This is a genomic window from Aquisalimonas asiatica (assembly GCF_900110585.1).
Lineage (GTDB): Bacteria > Pseudomonadota > Gammaproteobacteria > Nitrococcales > Aquisalimonadaceae > Aquisalimonas > Aquisalimonas asiatica.
This window is the reverse complement of sequence record NZ_FOEG01000001.1, coordinates 360296-376709: the sequence shown is the minus strand read 5'-3', so window position 1 is coordinate 376709 and position 16414 is coordinate 360296. Positions and strand designations below refer to the sequence as shown.

The 16414-nt window shown below is 65.9% G+C and carries 20 protein-coding genes; 10 read left to right on the top strand and 10 right to left on the bottom strand.

What is annotated here, in order from left to right:
* Positions 1-49 precede the first annotated feature (49 nt).
* From BMZ02_RS01825 to mnmM, 4 genes are all read left to right on the top strand, one after another.
* On the top strand, positions 50-493 hold the full coding sequence (locus BMZ02_RS01825; protein ID WP_091639425.1) for a MarR family winged helix-turn-helix transcriptional regulator: 444 nt from the start codon (positions 50-52) through the stop codon (positions 491-493).
* A 71-nt stretch (positions 494-564) separates the two neighbouring features.
* Positions 565-1173, top strand: a complete 609-nt coding sequence (gene wrbA, locus BMZ02_RS01820; protein ID WP_091639424.1) for an NAD(P)H:quinone oxidoreductase — start codon at positions 565-567, stop codon at positions 1171-1173.
* Between the two features lie 126 nt (positions 1174-1299).
* Positions 1300-2382 carry an NAD(P)/FAD-dependent oxidoreductase gene (locus BMZ02_RS01815; protein ID WP_091639422.1) on the top strand — a complete coding sequence of 361 codons (1083 nt, stop codon included), beginning with the start codon at positions 1300-1302 and terminating at the stop codon, positions 2380-2382.
* Complete coding sequence (mnmM, locus tag BMZ02_RS01810; RefSeq protein ID WP_091639421.1) at positions 2379-2948, top strand: tRNA 5-(aminomethyl)-2-thiouridylate-methyltransferase MnmM; 570 nt, start codon at positions 2379-2381, stop codon at positions 2946-2948. The genes BMZ02_RS01815 and mnmM overlap by 4 nt, the downstream gene beginning before the upstream one ends.
* A gap of 45 nt (positions 2949-2993) precedes the next feature.
* Here the strand turns inward: mnmM and BMZ02_RS01805 are convergent, their stop codons facing one another.
* Positions 2994-3110, bottom strand: coding sequence for a 30S ribosomal protein THX (locus tag BMZ02_RS01805; RefSeq protein ID WP_091639420.1), 117 nt, complete (start codon positions 3108-3110; stop codon positions 2994-2996).
* A 74-nt stretch (positions 3111-3184) separates the two neighbouring features.
* Between BMZ02_RS01805 and BMZ02_RS01800 the strand changes: the two genes are divergently transcribed.
* Positions 3185-3604, top strand: a complete 420-nt coding sequence (locus BMZ02_RS01800; RefSeq protein WP_216110659.1) for a secondary thiamine-phosphate synthase enzyme YjbQ — start codon at positions 3185-3187, stop codon at positions 3602-3604.
* A 1-nt stretch (position 3605) separates the two neighbouring features.
* On the opposite strand, the gene BMZ02_RS01795 is transcribed toward BMZ02_RS01800, so the two are convergent.
* Positions 3606-4376 (bottom strand): SDR family oxidoreductase, encoded by a 771-nt coding sequence (locus BMZ02_RS01795; RefSeq protein ID WP_091639416.1) that lies wholly within the window; start codon positions 4374-4376, stop codon positions 3606-3608.
* A gap of 29 nt (positions 4377-4405) precedes the next feature.
* Complete coding sequence (gene trhA, locus BMZ02_RS01790) at positions 4406-5047, bottom strand: PAQR family membrane homeostasis protein TrhA (protein ID WP_171909765.1); 642 nt, start codon at positions 5045-5047, stop codon at positions 4406-4408.
* Between the two features lie 175 nt (positions 5048-5222).
* On the opposite strand from trhA, the gene BMZ02_RS01785 reads away from it, so the two are divergent.
* The 4 genes from BMZ02_RS01785 (at position 5223) to BMZ02_RS01775 (ending at position 7274) form a co-directional block, all read left to right on the top strand.
* Positions 5223-5915 (top strand): hypothetical protein, encoded by a 693-nt coding sequence (locus BMZ02_RS01785; RefSeq protein ID WP_091639413.1) that lies wholly within the window; start codon positions 5223-5225, stop codon positions 5913-5915.
* Positions 5916-5985: 70 nt separating this feature from the next.
* Positions 5986-6807, top strand: a complete 822-nt coding sequence (locus BMZ02_RS01780) for a hypothetical protein (RefSeq protein ID WP_091639412.1) — start codon at positions 5986-5988, stop codon at positions 6805-6807.
* 45 nt (positions 6808-6852) lie between these two features.
* Complete coding sequence (locus tag BMZ02_RS18935; protein WP_171909764.1) at positions 6853-7011, top strand: hypothetical protein; 159 nt, start codon at positions 6853-6855, stop codon at positions 7009-7011.
* Between the two features lie 65 nt (positions 7012-7076).
* Complete coding sequence (locus BMZ02_RS01775) at positions 7077-7274, top strand: hypothetical protein (RefSeq protein WP_091639410.1); 198 nt, start codon at positions 7077-7079, stop codon at positions 7272-7274.
* A gap of 26 nt (positions 7275-7300) precedes the next feature.
* Here the strand turns inward: BMZ02_RS01775 and BMZ02_RS01770 are convergent, their stop codons facing one another.
* The 5 genes from BMZ02_RS01770 to BMZ02_RS01750 form a co-directional block, all read right to left on the bottom strand.
* On the bottom strand, positions 7301-8092 hold the full coding sequence (locus BMZ02_RS01770; protein WP_091639409.1) for an acyl-CoA thioesterase: 792 nt from the start codon (positions 8090-8092) through the stop codon (positions 7301-7303).
* A 27-nt stretch (positions 8093-8119) separates the two neighbouring features.
* Positions 8120-9295, bottom strand: a complete 1176-nt coding sequence (locus tag BMZ02_RS01765; protein ID WP_091639407.1) for a BaiN/RdsA family NAD(P)/FAD-dependent oxidoreductase — start codon at positions 9293-9295, stop codon at positions 8120-8122.
* Entirely contained in the window at positions 9292-11100 is a 1809-nt protein-coding gene (locus tag BMZ02_RS01760; protein ID WP_091639405.1) for an ABCB family ABC transporter ATP-binding protein/permease, read from the bottom strand. Before BMZ02_RS01760 ends, BMZ02_RS01765 begins: the two co-directional genes overlap by 4 nt.
* Positions 11101-11128: 28 nt before the next feature.
* Entirely contained in the window at positions 11129-11737 is a 609-nt protein-coding gene (locus tag BMZ02_RS01755) for a hypothetical protein (RefSeq protein WP_139209113.1), read from the bottom strand.
* Between the two features lie 108 nt (positions 11738-11845).
* Positions 11846-13696 carry a putative bifunctional diguanylate cyclase/phosphodiesterase gene (locus tag BMZ02_RS01750; protein WP_091639401.1) on the bottom strand — a complete coding sequence of 617 codons (1851 nt, stop codon included), beginning with the start codon at positions 13694-13696 and terminating at the stop codon, positions 11846-11848.
* Between the two features lie 181 nt (positions 13697-13877).
* On the opposite strand from BMZ02_RS01750, the gene BMZ02_RS01745 reads away from it, so the two are divergent.
* Positions 13878-14606, top strand: a complete 729-nt coding sequence (locus tag BMZ02_RS01745; protein WP_091639399.1) for a pseudouridine synthase — start codon at positions 13878-13880, stop codon at positions 14604-14606.
* Between the two features lie 9 nt (positions 14607-14615).
* On the opposite strand, the gene BMZ02_RS01740 is transcribed toward BMZ02_RS01745, so the two are convergent.
* Both BMZ02_RS01740 and BMZ02_RS01735 read right to left on the bottom strand, forming a co-directional pair.
* A complete protein-coding gene (locus tag BMZ02_RS01740) occupies positions 14616-15269 on the bottom strand; it encodes a glutathione S-transferase family protein (RefSeq protein ID WP_091639398.1) in 654 nt (217 codons plus the stop codon).
* Between the two features lie 59 nt (positions 15270-15328).
* Positions 15329-16411 (bottom strand): AI-2E family transporter, encoded by a 1083-nt coding sequence (locus tag BMZ02_RS01735; protein WP_091639396.1) that lies wholly within the window; start codon positions 16409-16411, stop codon positions 15329-15331.
* Positions 16412-16414 lie beyond the last annotated feature (3 nt).

Genomic DNA, 16414 nt, shown 5'->3' with positions numbered 1-16414 from the left:
ATTAGTCCGAAATTGGACTATCATTGTTCCCAGGATAGAGAGGCCGACCATGAAGCACGACGCAGCCACCGACAAACCGCTCTACATGCAACTCCTGCGCGAGCTGGTGGAGGCGTACCAGGCGTTCGAGGGGTACTCCCTCCCGCATATCAAGTCGCTGGGCCTGACACCGGCCCAGTTCGACGTCATTGCGACCCTGGGTAATACCGAGGGCATGACGTTCAAGGAGCTCGGCGAACGCACGCTCATCTACAAGACCACGCTCACCAGCGTGGTGGATCGGCTGGAGGCGCAGGGACTGGTCCAGCGGCAGCCGTCGCTGGAGGATCGGCGTAGCACCATCGCCGTCCTGACGACCGAAGGGGATGCGCTGTTCCAGTCCGCATTCCCGAAGCATCGGGAGCACTTGCGGAGAAAACTGGACCAGCTTTCGGACGACCAGATGCAGTCAACGATCGAGGCTCTGCGCACACTGCGTGAAGTCTTCAGGTAAGACACCGCGGGAGCGGTTTTTTTGCGACTATTTTGTCCGTTTTCGGACTAAACCACAGAGGTGTGATCACCATGAAAGTACTGGTTCTCTACTACAGCACGTTCGGCAACGTTCTTGACATGGCTCGTCTTGTGGCCGAGGGCGTTGAAAGCGTCCCCGGTGCCGAAGCCGTGATCCGCACGGTTCCGGAACTGATGCCCGACGAGATCATCCAGGGCAACGACGGCATGAAGGCCGGTCGCGAGAAACAGAAGGACATCCCCCTGGTCACCGATGAGGACTTCCGTGAAGCCGGCGCCATCGCATTCGGCACCCCCACGCGCTTCGGCAACATGGCAGCCCAGCTCAAGAACCGGATCGATCAGGTCAGCGCCCTGTGGATGGAAGGTGTCTTCGAGGACAAGCCGGCCGGTATCTTCGTCTCCACGGCCAGCCTCCACGGCGGCCAGGAGGCAACCATTACCTCCAGCCTCGGCCCCCTCATGCACCTGGGCATGATTCCCGTCGGCGTGCCCTACTCCACCCAGGAGCTGTTCGTGACCCAGGGCGGCGGTTCCCCCTACGGCCCGGGCCACGTCGCGGGCGGCAATAACGATCGCGCCATCGACAGCGAAGAATCGGCCATCTGCCGGGCGCTGGGTGCACGTCTCGCACGCATCGGCCTCAAACTGCAGGGCTGATACCGACGAGGGTGCCGGTTCCGCGCCGGCACCCTTCGTTCTCCCCTCCCCGATCCGGTATCATTGCGCTGACCTTCCCCGCGAAGGCCCATCATTGTCCCTCAGCAACCTCGCGGACGGCGCCGGATGCCACGCCACCTGGATGTTCTTGTTGTCGGTCAGGGGATCGCCGGCTCACTGCTGGCCTACCACCTGATCGCCCGCGGGCTGGCTGTCTGTGTCGTGGATCAGGGTGAGCCGCACGGCACCGCCAGCCGGGCGGCTGCCGGCATCCTCAGCCCGTATACGGGCCGGCGCTACAAGGCCCCGGAGGATCTGGACACTCTGCTCGCGGAATGTCACCGGACCTATCGCGGCATCGAAACGGCTCTTGGCACCAGGGTCTTCCATCCCCAGCCGATCTGGCGGGCCGTGCAGCGGCCGGCGGAACTGGCGGACATCGAACGGCGCCGTGATGAGCGCCCCGGGGACGCGTTGATCGGCCCCGTCCAGTATCGCGATCTGCCCCGGGGCATTCACGCGCCCATGGGCGCAACCCGGATTGATGGTGGCGGCCAGGTGGACATGGAGGCGCTGCTCTCCGGCCTGCGTGACTGGTTCACGGAACGGGACGCCCTGATCCAGGCGCAGCTCGACCCGGCCCATGTCACGCAGCCGCCCGACGGCACACTCGCATGGCAGACTCTGCGAGCCGGTGCCGTCATCTTCTGTGACGGCGCTGGCGCTTTCGCCAATCCCTGGTGGCAATCCCTGCCGTGGCGGATCTCCAGGGGCGAGACCGTGGACGTGGAACCTGAGCAGCCAGACACGTGGCCGACGGCCATTGTCACGGGCCCCAGGTCGATGGTCCCGATCGCCAACGGGCGTTATCGCATCGGGTCCACCTACGACCACGCGCCGAGTGCCGGCATGCCCACCGCGGAGGCACGACAGGCGCTGCTGGGCGCCCTGCCCGCCCTCACGGATGGCCACACGGCGGCCCGCGTGGTCGATGCCCGCACCGGTATTCGCCCTGGCTCCCGCACCGGCAACCCGTTTGCCGGGTTCCACCCGGTCACCCCCGGGATCGGCATTCTCAACGGACTCGGCTCCCGCGGCACGCTGTATGCCCCCTGGCTCGCCCGACGACTCACAGAGCGGCTCGTGGACGGCGTGCCTCTGCCGGGCCACGTGGACGTGGCCCACCACCCCGGACTCCGAACCCGATGAAACGACGCCCACTGACGGCCCTGGTCCATGAGCTGCTGGAACCGTTACTCCACGAAGGCGCCGTCGCCGTCGACGCCACCGCGGGCAACGGCCACGACACCGTCTTCCTGGCCGGGGGCGTCGGCGACCGCGGACAGGTCTACGCCCTCGACATCCAGGACGACGCCCTGGCGAACACACGACGGCGCCTGGAGCAGGGAGGGCTGGTTGCACGCGTGCGGTTGATCCGCGGCGATCACGCCAGCCTGCTGGATTGCGTCGGACACGAGAACCAGGGGCGCGTTGCCGCCATCACGTTCAACCTTGGCTATCTACCCGGCGGCGACCGCAGCCGCGTCACCAGTGCCGCCACGACCATTCCGGCGCTGCGTCAGGCCACGACACTGCTGGCGCCGGGCGGCAGGATGACCATCCTGGCCTATGTGGGCCACGCCGGGGGACGGCTGGAGGCGAGTGCCGTTGAAGAGTGGGCGAATGCGCTGGGTGCGCCGTTCACGTTCAGGGAGGTTCGTCCGCCGGGGACGCCGGAGCAGGCACCCCGCCTGCTTCTGATTGACCGCGACTGACGACGGACTACCGTCACTCGCGACCAATCAGCATAGGCGGGCGCCTTACTTGCCTGCTTCCAGGCGCCGCTGACGACGGATCTTGGACGCTTTCGGCCGGGTCTTGCCATTGGTTCCACGCCAGATCTTGCCGCGGCGGCTACGCTGATCGCCTCGAGCCATGATGCTCTCCTTGGTTGAAGTCACAGAACAATCCGTAATGGTAAGATCCCTGCCCCGCAAACACAAAGGCAGCGATGCACATGCAGCAGCACGCCATCGTGATTCACACGCCGGGCCGTGGCCTCACCGACCTCACCAGCGAGCTCACGCGTCTGGTCACCCACAGTGGCTACCGCATCGGGCTTTGCCACGTGTTCATTCGCCACACCAGCGCGTCACTGCTGATCCAGGAGAACGCGGACCCGTCGGTGCAACGTGATCTTGAGCGCCTGTTCGCGCGGCTCGTCCCCGACGGCGACCCGATTTTCGAACATGACATGGAGGGGCCGGATGACATGCCGGCGCACGTGCGCAGCGCACTGACGCAGTCGGACCTCACCATCCCTCTGGACGACGGGCGGCTCCACCTCGGGACATGGCAGGGCGTCTACCTCTGGGAGCACCGTCACGGTCCGCACCGGCGGGAGCTGACGGTCACGCTTCAGGGCACATGAGCTACCAGGGAATCGCCTGACCGTCCCAGGCCAGAAAACTGCCGGATGCCTCCGGGCTCAGCCCGTCAATAACCGTGAACAGCCGCGACACGGTGTATTCCCGGGTGAACAGCTTGCCCTCGGGCACGCGCGCCTGAAACGGCTCCGACAGGGCCGTATCGGTGGTCCCCGGATGCAGTGCCACGCAGATCAGCGTGCGGGAGCGCCGCCCCAGTTCCACGGCGATGCCGCGGGTGAACATGTTCTGCGCCGCCTTGGCACCGCGATAGGCATACCAGCCGCCCAACCCGTTGTCGCCGATGCTGCCCACACGGGCGGACATGTTCGCCAGCACCGCGTGCTCGCGGTGACACAGCAGCTGCGCAAACGCGCGGGCAACCAGTAGCGGCCCGAACGCGTTCACCCGAAAGCTCTTCTCGAGATTCTCCAGGCGCACGTCATGGAGTCGCTTCTCCGGCGCCATTCCGTGCTCATCGTGGAGAAGACCGGCGACATTGAAGAGCAGGTGCAGGCGCGGGCTGCGGGCCGCCACCGTGGCGGCCGCATCATCGATACTGGCCTCGTCGGCAACATCCAGCCGCAATACAACCAGCCGTTCGGGGTGTTCATCCGCCAGCGCCTGCAAGCGCTCGGCCCGCTCGGGGCGGCGGGCCGTGGCGTACACACGCCCGACCCGCGGCTCGGCGAGCAGCTGTCGCACGCACTCCAGGCCGATGCCACGGCTGGCACCCTGGATCAGCGCCTGGAAGCCGTCCGGGAAACGGTCAAACATGGTCTTTCCTCTGTTCGGAGCCGCTGTGCTCAGCTGCTGCTTGCCGCCCCCCCGGTCAGGGCGACCCCCAGCAGCACCGCCGCATAATGGCAGGCCGCGGCTGCAACCACGAAGGCATGCCAGATGGCGTTATGGAACGGCAACCGCTTCCAGAGGTAGAACGGCACACCCAGGCTGTAGAGCCCACCGCCCGCCAGGATCAGCACGAGCACCGCAAGGGATGCCGAGGAGATCAGGGGCTGCAGCGCGAACACCACGCTCCAGCCCAGAACAAGGTACAGGGCCAGCGAGCTGCGCGGTTTGAGCGGCTCCCGGCGGAACAGGCGCAGGGCCATACCCGTCAACGCGATCAGCCAGACAAACGCAAACAGAACCCAGCCCGTGGTGCCGCCCATCACGTGCAGCGTCAGCGGCGTATAGGTTGCCGCGATCATGAGCAGGATGCCGGCGTGATCAAGGCGCCGGAAGAGGCCTGCCCAGCGGGAACTGTCGGTGAGGTCGTGATTGCACAGCGCCGAACACCCGAGCATGCCCACCAGCCCGACGCTGTAGACCACCAGACTGGCCCAGAGCAGCGCATCGCCATGGGCAAAGACGCCCGCGATAATCATCATCGCGACGATGCCGATCACGGCACCGGTCAGCCCGAACCAGTGCACGACACGATCCATCCACTGCTCCGCACGGGAATAAACGCGTGTTACTCGAGTCACCATCCCCCCCTTTTTCAAGACCCCTCGCCCGCTGGCGCAGGCGGTAACCGTTCCAGTACGCTAACACGGCTTTCCTGAATTTGCCGCGCTCACTCAGCGGCCACACTCACTACGGCAGGGAGACGCCCGTGTGATGACGCCCCGTCCCGCAGGCCCGATGACGCTTCTGGTCACGCTGCTGCTGGCCCTGGCCACTCCGGGCGTGGTGGTCTCGGCGGACCCGATGGCCTGGCACGAGCTGGAGGAGACAGCTGACGCGGGTGCCCGTCACGCCGGGTACTGGACGGCGGGCTGGAGCGCCTTCCATGCAGCGAATCTGGGCTACAGCCTGTACACGGCCAGTGAAAGCGGCTCCGCGGATACACGCTTCGACGCGCGCATCAACAGCGTGAAATCGGTGCTGGCCCTGGGCACCCTGGCGCTGGAGCCGCCACCCCACGGTGCCGCCCGCGAACGGATTGCGGATCTTGCAGCCCGCCGGGACAGCGAGCCGGACGCACTGTTGCAGGCCCGCTACACCCTGCAGATCAGCGCCATGGAGGAACGGCACCGCCGGCGTCCCGGCGCCCTCGCCGGCCCCGCGCTGGTCAACGTCACGGCGGGATCCGTCATCGCCTTTGCCGACGACCGCCCGGCCGACGGGGTGCGCAACGCCGCACTCGGTATGCTGGTCTCCGGCATCCAGCTCTGGACACAGCCCACCACGTTCAGTCAGGCAATGCACCACCGGGGTGATGCCGCCGTCACGGTCGGCAACACCCCGCTGCGTTTCCAGTATGTGACGGCCGTCACTCCCGGGTACGCGGCAGCGGCGGTTCTCTGGTAGGCGCGCCCCCTGCTTTCGGCTACAGTGTCTCATATAGGAGACGCCGGGTGCGGCGCACTCTGGAGGGCGCGTGGACGAGAACCGTCGGGAAGCACTTTACTGGGAGCGCCTGCGCACGATTGCCGCGGACCATGGCGAGCGGATCTCGCGCGTCTTTCGACTGCGCCCCGGGTACCTGGAGGCGGACGAACTCGCCATCGTTCTGAATTTCGCCCTCGGCCGCAGCCTGGATGCCCTCCACGCCGAGGACGCGCCCTTGGCCACCGAAGCCGTTCTGGAAGCACTCACCGCCCTGCCCCCCGACGCCTGCCACCCGCGCACGGCCGTGGATGCCCTGGTCTGGTATGACCGTGGCGCGTCCCAGGGACGCCGCGTTCCGACAGTGATTGCCCAGGGGGCGCTGTTTCAGCCATCCATCGAGCGGGCGTTCCGCGACCGCCGCCGGGAGCGCACCGGCCACAGCATGCGCTGTCTGGTGGAAAACCAGCGGGAACTTGCCCGCGCCGTGGAGAGCCTGGTGGATGCGCTTGGCGAGCCCGGGGGCAACCAGGCGTCGCGCTCCGCGCTGCGGGCCAACATGAAGCGCATCCAGAGCCTGCTGCGCTCCAGCGAATGGCACGCCCGTGCCGCGGCCTCCTGGGCGGTCAAGAACGGTTTCTCTATGGATGGCATCAGCCAGGCGCTGTTCCGGTTGCTGTTGCAGCCCCTGCGCCGGATGGGTCGCCTGATGACGGCACTTGAAACCCATCTGGACATCCCACAGGATCAGCGATGCTCGCCCCGGATCAACCGGGTCAGCCGCCGCGTGTTACTGGAACTCATGGACGCGGCGGCCATCGAATGCGAGCAGGAGGCCGCCGGTTGCATTCACGCCGGTGGCAGCACAGGATAACGACCCCATCCGCGGCGACCATGGACAGCAAGAGGGAGCGGGATCATGACCAAGCCGGATCGCGATCAGGGACGCAGCCACCAGCTTTTGCAGGAGCTCGAAACGGCCTCCCGGGAGCTCCACCAGGCCCTCGACCGCCTGGAGCACTGGCTGAGCCACAGCCTGTGCACGGCCAACGACCAGGCCGAGCCAGCAGGGCGATAGCGCTTTGCCCCTGCTACGCTAAGTGGCAGGGGCCGGTATCCGGCCCGTAACCGGAGGTCGATACCATGACGCACTTCGTCTGCACCGTGGAATACCGGGATCCCGAATCCGGCGCCATGCACCATTTCGTGCGCGAACTCAATGCGCCCGACGGTGACGCCGCCAGCGACGCCGTCACCCGCACGTTTCTCGATGAGCACGGGTCGCGCGGCGGCGAGCCGGAGATCGCCGAGATCGTTTGCCGCCCCGACGGGAATCACTGACGCGCAGACGCTCCCAAGACCCCGGATCAGGCAAACACGGTGACAGTCTGACGGCTGATGGCGATCAGATCCCCCTGGCGATTCCACAGCCGGGCATGGGTCTGACCGTACCCATCCCGGGCGTAGTCCAGTTCCGCTTCGTACAGGACCCAGTCGCCCGACCTGATCCCGGGCACGGGGTGGATGATTTCGGCGTACCAAGTCAGCGAGCTCGACGGCGCCCGCTCTTCGAGCAGGGGCAGCGTGGCCGGCGGCCAGGCATCGATCAGTCCAAGCAGATGCATCGGGGTGATGGGATCCTGTTCGTCACGAAAGCGCACCCATCCGCCCATACGCCGGGTGTTCGCGCCGGAGAACGGCAGGCTGCCGATCCCGTAGCAGTACTCGAAGTGCCGCGTGAACGCCGGTGAGACGCCCTCTTGGAACGGCATGACGTCCAGCGACTCCGGCGCCTCCACATCCGGTGCTGCCACGGCCGGCATGTTCACGCTCGATGACCGGGGCACCCCGAAGCTGGCCATGGCGGCGGTACGCACCGCGCCCTCCTGCACGACCTCGGACTGGCACTGACTCACGCTGCCCCCCTCTCGCAGCAGACGGCTCTCTACGCTCACGCCTCCCGGTGCAATCGGACCAACGAACGAAATGCTGACCGACCGCAGCACGCGATCCGGCGCCACGCTGCGGACCATTGGATCGAGCGCCAGGGCTCCCGCCAGACCGCCGAACAGGGCCCGGCCCTGAGCCCAGTCTGCGGAAACAGTTACCGTATCGTTACCCGATGCTCGTAAGTCCGCGAGGGTCTGAGAGAATGTCATGGTCATCCCTTGATTGATTGATTGCCGTTAAACGCTTTGAGCGGCGGCATGGGCCGACGCCCACGCCCACTGGAAGTTGTGCCCGCCCAGGTGGCCGGTGACGTCGACCACCTCGCCGATGAAATAGAGATCCGGCACCGCCCTGCTCGCCATGGTCTTCGACGACAGCTCGCGGGTATCGACGCCGCCGAGGGTTACCTCGGCCGTCGCATAACCCTCCGTCCCTTCGGGATGGACGCGCCACGCCCGGCAGGCTGCGATCACGCGGTCCACATCGTGGTCGGAAAGTGTGCCCATGGGCCCGTCCGGCAGCCCCTGCTCACACCACCGCGCCGCAACGCGACGGGTGAGATAATGGGCGAGCAGCGTGCGCACGCGTACTTTGGGGCGCTCATGCCGCGCAGTCTGCAGCGCCGCTTCCAGTTGGCCGTCCGGGTCCAGGTCAATGGAGACCGCCTGGCCTTCCCGCCAGTAGGACGAGACCTGCAGCGTCGCCGGGCCACTCAGGCCCTTGTGGGTGAACAGGATGTTCTCACGGAACGCCACGGAGCCCGTTTCCGCCACTGCATCCAGGGAGACACCGGCAAGATCCCCGTAGCGCCGCTGTTGCCGGGGCCCGAACAGGAACGGAACCAGGCCCGCGCGCATGGGCACGATGTTCAGCCCCCGATCGCGCGCCAGCTGCTGGCCGAAATCGGTCGCGCCCATGCGCGGAATGGACAGCCCTCCCGTGGCAATGACCAGGGACTCGGCGGAGAAAGCGCCCGCGCTGGTGGCCAGGTGGAACGGACCGTCGCCGGTGACGGACTCCACGCTGGTGCGGGTCAGGATCTGCACGTCTCCCCGCTGGCATTCCCGCAGCAGCATGTCGACGATGTCCCGCGCCTTGTTGTCGCAGAACAGCTGGCCGAGCTTCTTCTCGTGCCAGGGAATGCCGTGGGATTCGACCAGGGCGATGAAATCCCAGGGGGTGTAACGGCTCAGTGCGGATTTGGCGAAGTGCGGGTTGGCCGAGAGAAAGTTCTCGGGCTCCGAATACATGTTGGTGAAGTTGCATCGCCCGCCACCGGACATGAGAATCTTGCGGCCCACCTTGCTGGTATGCTCGATCACCAGCACCCGCCGCCCGCGCTGCCCCGCCAGGGCCGCGCAGAAGAGGCCGGCGGCCCCGCCACCGATGATGACCACATCCCAGGGTTTCATGGGAGGGTCTCGTCGTCCACGGCGGCGAGACTCTGCTGCTGATGCCACAGCGCCGCATAGACGCCGTTCGCCGCCAGCAACTCCTGGTGGTCACCCTGCTCGACCACGCGGCCCTGGTCCAGGACAACGATACGGTCCGCATCCATGATGGTGGACAGCCGGTGCGCGATGGCAAGCGTGGACCGTTGGCGGGCCACGGTGTTGAGGGCACCGAGAATGGCCTGCTCCGAAGCGGAATCAAGCGACGACGTGGCTTCGTCCAGCACCAGAATGGGCGGATCCTTCAGCAGGACCCGGGCGATGGCGATGCGCTGCTTCTCGCCACCCGACACCTTCAGGCCCCGCTCGCCGACCACGGTATCGAGCCCGTCGGGCAGCCGTGCGACGAAGTCGTCCAGATCGGCAAGATGGATGGCGCGGCGCACCTCCGCTTCGGTGGCATCCGGGCGGCCGTAGGCCACGTTGTAGTAGATGGTGTCGTTGAACAGCACCGTGTCCTGGGGCACGACACCAATGGCCGCACGCAGGCTGCTCTGGGAGACGTCGCGGATATCCTGGCCGTTCACGGTGATGGCGCCACTGGTCACATCGTAGAAACGGAACAGCAAACGGGCGACCGTGGACTTGCCGGCACCACTCGGGCCCACCAGGGCCACCTTGGCGCCGGCCGGAATGGTGAAGCTCACCCCTTCCAGAATCCGTCGCTCCGGGTGGTAGGCGAAGCCCACATCGTTGAAGGCAACCGCGCCGCCATCGGGCTCCAGCTCCGCCGCCCCCGGGCGGTCCCGGACCCCTGCCTCTTCACCCAGCAGCCCGAACATGCGCTCGATGTCCACCAGCGCCTGACGGATCTCCCGGTAGACGAACCCGAGCACGTTCAGGGGCATGAACAGCTGGATCATGTAGGCGTTGACCATCACCAGGTCGCCCATGCTCATGGCATCGGTGGTCACCTGGTAGGCCGCCATGGCCATCATCACGGTAATCGCTGCGGCGATGATCAGCGCCTGCCCCGAATTGAGCGCGGCCAGGGAGAGCCGGTTCTTCATGCGCGCCGACTCCCAGGCGGCCAGGTCACGATCGTAGCGCTCGGCTTCGTACCCCTCGTTGTTGAAGTACTTGACCGTCTCGTAGTTGAGCAGGCTGTCGACGGCCCGGGTGTTGGAGCGGTTGTCCATGGTGTTGGCCTCACGCACGAAGCGCGTCCGCCACTCGGTGACCACCACGGAGAACGCGATATAGATCACCACGGCGGCGACCACCGTCACCACGAAGCCGGGGCTGAAGGCGATGAACAGGATCACCGCCACCATGGCGATCTCCAGCAGCGTCGGCACGATGTTGAACAGCATGAACCGCAGCAGAAAGCTCATGCCGTTGGTGCCGCGTTCGATATCCCGCGCCAGGGCGCCGGTCTGGCGCGACAGGTGGAAGGAGAGCTGGAGGTTGTGCAGGTGGCGGAACACCTCGAGAGACGCCCGCCGCATGGCCCGCTCCGCGACGCGGGCGAAGACGGCATCACGCAACTCACCGAAGAACGTGGCGCAGAACCGCAGCAGACCGTACCCCACCACAAGGGCCAGCGGTACCACCAGCAGCATGTCCTGGCCGCCCTCCTCCAGGGTGTCCACCAGGTACTTCAGCGCCACGGGCACGAGCACGTTGGCCACTTTGGCCAGCACCAGGCACACCACGGCAATGATGACCCGGCCGCGAAACTCGAACAGATACGGCAGAAGGCTGCGGATGATGCGCCAGTTCGGGCGCCGGCCAGCATCGGCTTCGGTAGTCCGTGAGGAGCGCATGCGTGTGCTGTTTCCCGTTGCGGGTGCGTCAGGACGTGACGCGACGACGGCCCGGCCCGGCGCACCGCAGCACGAACCGGGTCAGAAGGTGACCGGGCCAGAACAGCAGCACAGGATAGAGAATCATCATCGCAACCACAAAGGCCGGCTCGGGGAGCCACACCTGTTCGAGCCCGAGCGGCTCCTGCAGCCAGTTCACGTTGCGTTCGGGATCCGTCAGCAACCAGGTCGCCGGCAGAACGGCGACGGTGAGCGCCGACTGCAGCCAGGGGCCACGGCCGTCATAGCCCACACGGTACACGAGCCACACTGCCAGCACCGGGACACCGATATGGAACAGCGACGTCACCCGCGCCAGCAACGGCAGCTCGGGGTTGAACATGTACTCCGTGAAATTTGCGAGCGCACCGCCGGAGAACAGCCCCAGGAGGAAATCCGGCGCCCAGAACACCCCCACGAGCAGCACCGTGCCGACCTGGCTCGACAGGAGCAACCGGTTGCGCGACCACAGCGCCAGCAGGATGAGAAACTGCGCGACGTTGCAGGTCCAGAAGAAGTTGCCGGGCCCGTAGCTCCAGAGGATGACAGGCACCCAGAACAGCATCCAGACGGTAAACCACAGCCGGGCCCGCCTCACGGCGGTCTCCGACCAGGGCGATTGTTCCTGTCCCGCTGCACTCACCATGCCGCCCTGTAGACTCCCGTTTCCCGGTGACCGATCCGGTCAGGATAACAGCCCATGCGGTCAGCTCGCGCTCTTCTCCTCCCACACCCAGGGAATGGCCGCGCCCTCCGCTACCATGGCCTCCAGCACGCCGGCCGGGACCGGCGGCCGCATGAGAAAGCCCTGCACCTCGTTGCAACCCAGATCACACAGGACCTGCGCCTGCTCCGGCGTTTCCACGCCTTCGGCAACCACGGTCATGCCGAGCGCCTGCCCCACGTTGATGATGGCGCGGACCACCTCCCGCCCCACCCCGGCACCACCGAGGTCCTGCATGAAGGCCCGGTCGATCTTGAGCTTGCCAAGGGGGAGCTCACGCAGGTAGTTGAGGGAGGAGTAACCACTGCCGAAGTCGTCCACGGCGAACTGAATCCCCATGGCCCCAAGGCGATTCATGGCCTCAACAGCCGCGGCCACGTCCTGGATCATGCTCTGCTCAGTGAGCTCGATCACCAGGGCTCCCGGCGTGAGGGCATACTTGTGCAACAGCCCCTCGACCAGGTCGGGAAACTCGGGCCGGTGGAGTTCGTTACCCGAGACATTGACGCTGATCCAGAACGGAACGGCCAGCCGCTGCCGCCACTCACTGGCCTGGCGGCAGGCCGTCTCGAGCACCCAGGCCGTGAGTTCGCGGGAGAGCGCCGGGTCCTGTTCCACGATCGGGATAAACTCCCCCGGACTGACCCAGCCCAACTGCGGGCAGTACCACCGCGCCAGTGCCTCGCAGCCGGCAACCTTGCCCGTATCCAGGCACAGGACGGGCTGATAGTAGAGTTCCAGCTCCTGCTGTTCGAGTGCACGCGCCAGCCGCCTTGCGATACGGTCCCGCCGGGAGACCTGGTCGTTCATGCCACCACTGTAGAAGACGGGCCATTGGTGCCCGCTTTTCTCCGCCTGTCGCCCTGCCAGGCGCGCCTTGTCGGCGAGTGTCTCCGCATCCGTGCCATCGTCGGGCGAAAGGCTGACCCCGAAGGCCACAACCACCTCCCGCTGCCCCCCACCAATGTAATAAGGGGTGCGGAGCCCTTCGCAGATGGCGGTGACGCGGTCCACCGCCACCTGCTGACTCTCCAGCCCGGTGAGCACCACCATTAACGTGCCGTCATCCACGCGGCCGATGTAGTCACGATGATGCAGCCGGGTGCGCACACGTTCGGTGAGGAGCTGCGCCGTGTAATCGAGCCGTTCCCGGCCGTAGACGCTCAGTACTTCCTCGAACCGGGGAAAGTAGATATGCGCCACCGCCACGATTCCGCCATCCGCATGGGCCAGCGCACGCCCCAGGAGCTCCATCATGATGGAGCGCCTGGGGAGCCCCGTTACCGGATCCCGCAGCGCACGCTGCTCGATCTCCTCGCGGGCTTCGGACAGCCGGGCATTGAATGCCAGCTCCTGCTCGACCAGCAGTGCGAACGCCTGCAGGCGGCGTCTCCCGGTAGGCCCCAGCTTCCTGGGTTTGCGATCCAGCACACACACCGTGCCCACCGGCTCGCCGGTCGGGCCGTGCAGAACCGCACCGGCGTAGAACCGTACATGAGGCTCATCCGTCACCAGGGGCGTGTCGCGAAATCGCTCGTCCTCCGCCGCGTCCCTGACCTCCAGATACTCTTCTGTCATTGCGTAACGGCAGAACGAAATCGACCGCGGCGTCTGCTCCATGGCCAGGCCATGCCGGGACTTGAACCATTGCCGCTGCTCGTCCATCAACGCGATCAGTGCAATGGGCATGTTCAGCACATCGGCGATGAGCCTGGTGTACTGATCGAACCGCTCTTCCGGTTGCGTGTCGAGGAGCTCCAGCGAGAGCACTTCCTGCAAGCGCTTCGCTTCGGGCTCACTGCTGTGCTTGCCCGCTGATCCATCCGGAGCCATCAGTTTCCCCTTCCGCCGTGCGGACACCCGCCGACGGTCTCATCCTTCATTTTTCGTTCTTTGGTCAGTCGCGCACAAAACGACCGGCCATCCAGCTTAACCAGACCCACCCCGGTAAACCGTGTGGTCCGTCGCAACGTATCGTCAGGGGTCCCTTGCCACGTTGCGGTACACTGGGCGGATGTGTGAAACCGCTCCACGCCCGTTGACTGTGCTCTACCGGGATGACCATTTCATTGCCATCGACAAGCCTGCCGGCACCCTGGTGCACCGGACCCGCTTGTCGGACGCCTCCCATGCCGCGCTACAGCAGCTACGGGATCAGATCGGCCAACGGATCAATCCCGTCCACCGACTGGATCGCCCCACATCCGGCGTACTGCTGTTCGCGTTCACGGGAGAGATGACCCGGGCACTGCAAGAGACCTTCGACAGCGGCAGCGTGGAGAAGGCGTATCTGGCGCTTGTCCGGGGGTACACCGAGGCCAGTGGCGAAATCGATCGACCGCTGCGCCAGGCACCGCACAAGCCCGAACGGCCGGCCCGGACCCGCTACCAGCGTCTGCGGACGGCCGAAGCGCCGTTCCCGGCCGGCCGCTACGCCACGGCCCGGTACTCGCTGGTCAGGGCCGAGCCCCTGACCGGACGGCTGCATCAGATCCGCCGTCATTTCGCGCATCTGCGCCACCCCATCATCGGTGACACGACCCATGGGGACGGCAAACAGAACAAGGCCTTCCGCGCGCGGTTCGACGAGCATCGGCTGATGCTCATGGCGCGCTCCATCCGGTTGCCGCACCCGGTCACGGGAGAAGACATCCACATCGAAGCCCCCCTGCCGACGGCCTTTACCCGGATCTTCACGCAGCTGGGCTGGCCAGCCATCGCCGACCAGCCCGACGTCGACTGACCCGGTGGGTCAGCCCTGCTTGCGTTTAATGAAGGCCTCCATGCCGGCCTTCTGGTCCGCCAGAACGGCTTTCACCGAATCACGCTCGCGCATTCTTGCAAGGTAGTCCTTGACGCCGGGCAGCGTCTCGTAGACGTCGACATCCAGAAGCTTCCGGCCGGCATCCCGCAGCAAGGGCAGATGCATGACGGCGGTGGCATCCGCCTGGCCGAACCGGTCGCCGCTGAGGTAGCCATCAAACCCGGTCAGCGCAGCCAGGGCCGCGGCGCCCTTGCGCAGGGTGGCACGCGCCTCGTCGCACGTCTCGTTGCTGACCTGCCCACCGAAGAAAGCCGCCGGGTAGACCCGCCGCGCCGGCAACTCCATGTAGAGCTCGATCACCCGACTGATCTCCCGCACTTTGGCGCGCTGAAACGGGTCCGCCGGCAGGAGCGGGGGTTCCGGCTGCACCTCCTCCAGGTAGTCGAGAATCACCTGGGCCTCGGTGAACACCCCCTGATCCGTCTCCAGGAACGGCACCTTGCCCATGGGGCTCTTCCTGAGGAAGTCATCGTTCAGCGGAGTCCATGCGGCGACCTCCTCGAACGCGAGCCCCTTTTCCAGCAGCGCCGCCTTCGCCACATTGTAATAATTGCTGACGGAAAACCCGTAAAGCTTGAGCATGAATCAGTTCCTCTGTTCTTGCGTACTATCGGAAACGGAAGAAATCGGACCATGCCCGGTCATCGGGCAATGATCCGGTAGAGTGGTCTGAGGCCATCAATCTGGCGCAGCAGCACCATGATGACCGTCATCAGCGGCACCGCGAGCAGCACGCCGATGGCCCCCCACAGCCAGCCCCAGAAGAAGATGCCGAGGAAGATGATGATCGGGTTGATATCCATGCGATAGCCATGAACGTAAGGCTCCAGCACGAACCCAACCAGGCTGCTCAGCAACAGGTAACCGACAGGTGCCGCCATCATCATCAGCGGGTCGTCCATGCTGATCGCGGAGATGATCGCGAGCGCCACGGTGGTTACCAGCACACCGAGATAGGGCACGAATCGCAGCAGCGTCGCGATGACGCCCCAGACCACCGGTGATGGCAGCCCCAGCGCCCAGAGCATCAGCGCAGTCAAGACCCCCACGGCGCTGTTGCTCACGGTGATCACCGCCAGATAGCGGGCAATCTCCCGCTGGGAGTCACGGATGACGCGCAGTACCGTGCGCCGCCGCTCCCGGGTTGCAAGCTGGGAAACAAGGTTCCGGACCAGCGACTCGCCACTGACCAGGAGAAAGTAACTCAGCGTCAGCGCCAGCGCGATGGCGACAGCGTTGTTCCTGGCACCAATCATCAACTGCCCGCGCCAGGACTCCGATTCCAGCACGACCGTGGTCCGCTCCACGCCTTCCTCGTCGGCAAACTCCTCGACCGCCTCTTCCACCTGCCTCGCGGAGTCGGTCATGCGCTGGTAGGCATCGTGCAGGCCGTGGTCGGAGAACAGCAGATTCCCGACCCCCTCCGGCGCCTCTTCCATCCAGTCCATGATGGGGCCAGACACGTAGGCACCGACACCGCCGACCACGGTCACCAGCAGAATCAGCATGACCATTGCGCCGACCACTTTCGGCACCCCCCGCCGCGCCAGTGCCGCAACCGGGGGGGCCAGCAGAAGACTGGCCAGCACCGCGAGCGTAATGGGCAGGAAGACCTGGTGGGCAAGATACATGGTGTACAGCACGCCCAGCACGAACAGCCCGTACACGGGCACGCGAAGCCCTTCAGGCATGGTGTGGCGGTCGCGCGGTTCGTGGTCTGTCATTGG